General features: G+C 73.9%; 1 pseudogene. It reads right to left on the bottom strand.

Annotation, left to right across the window (positions count from 1 at the left end):
• Positions 1-218 (bottom strand): annotated as a pseudogene (locus FJ658_RS15170) (ATP-dependent helicase); the annotation flags it as partial.

The raw sequence follows: 218 nt of genomic DNA, 5'->3' as shown, positions 1-218 counted from the left end.
ACCTCGCCGACGAGCGCCGTGACGGCCGCGGCATCCGCGGTCACCTTCTGCGCCGAGGCGGTGATGCCGGCCTTGCGCATGAGCTGCGCGACGTCCTTCTCCTGCGCGGGCAGCACGAGGGTGACGACGTCGCCCTCCGACCCGGCGCGGGCGGTGCGTCCCGAGCGGTGCAGGTACGCCTTGTGCTCCGTCGGCGGGTCGACGTGCACGACGAGCTC

The organism is Schumannella sp. 10F1B-5-1, from assembly GCF_006517535.1.
In the GTDB taxonomy this organism is placed as follows: Bacteria; Actinomycetota; Actinomycetes; order Actinomycetales; family Microbacteriaceae; genus Schumannella.
This window is presented reverse-complemented; position numbering and strand designations above follow the sequence as displayed.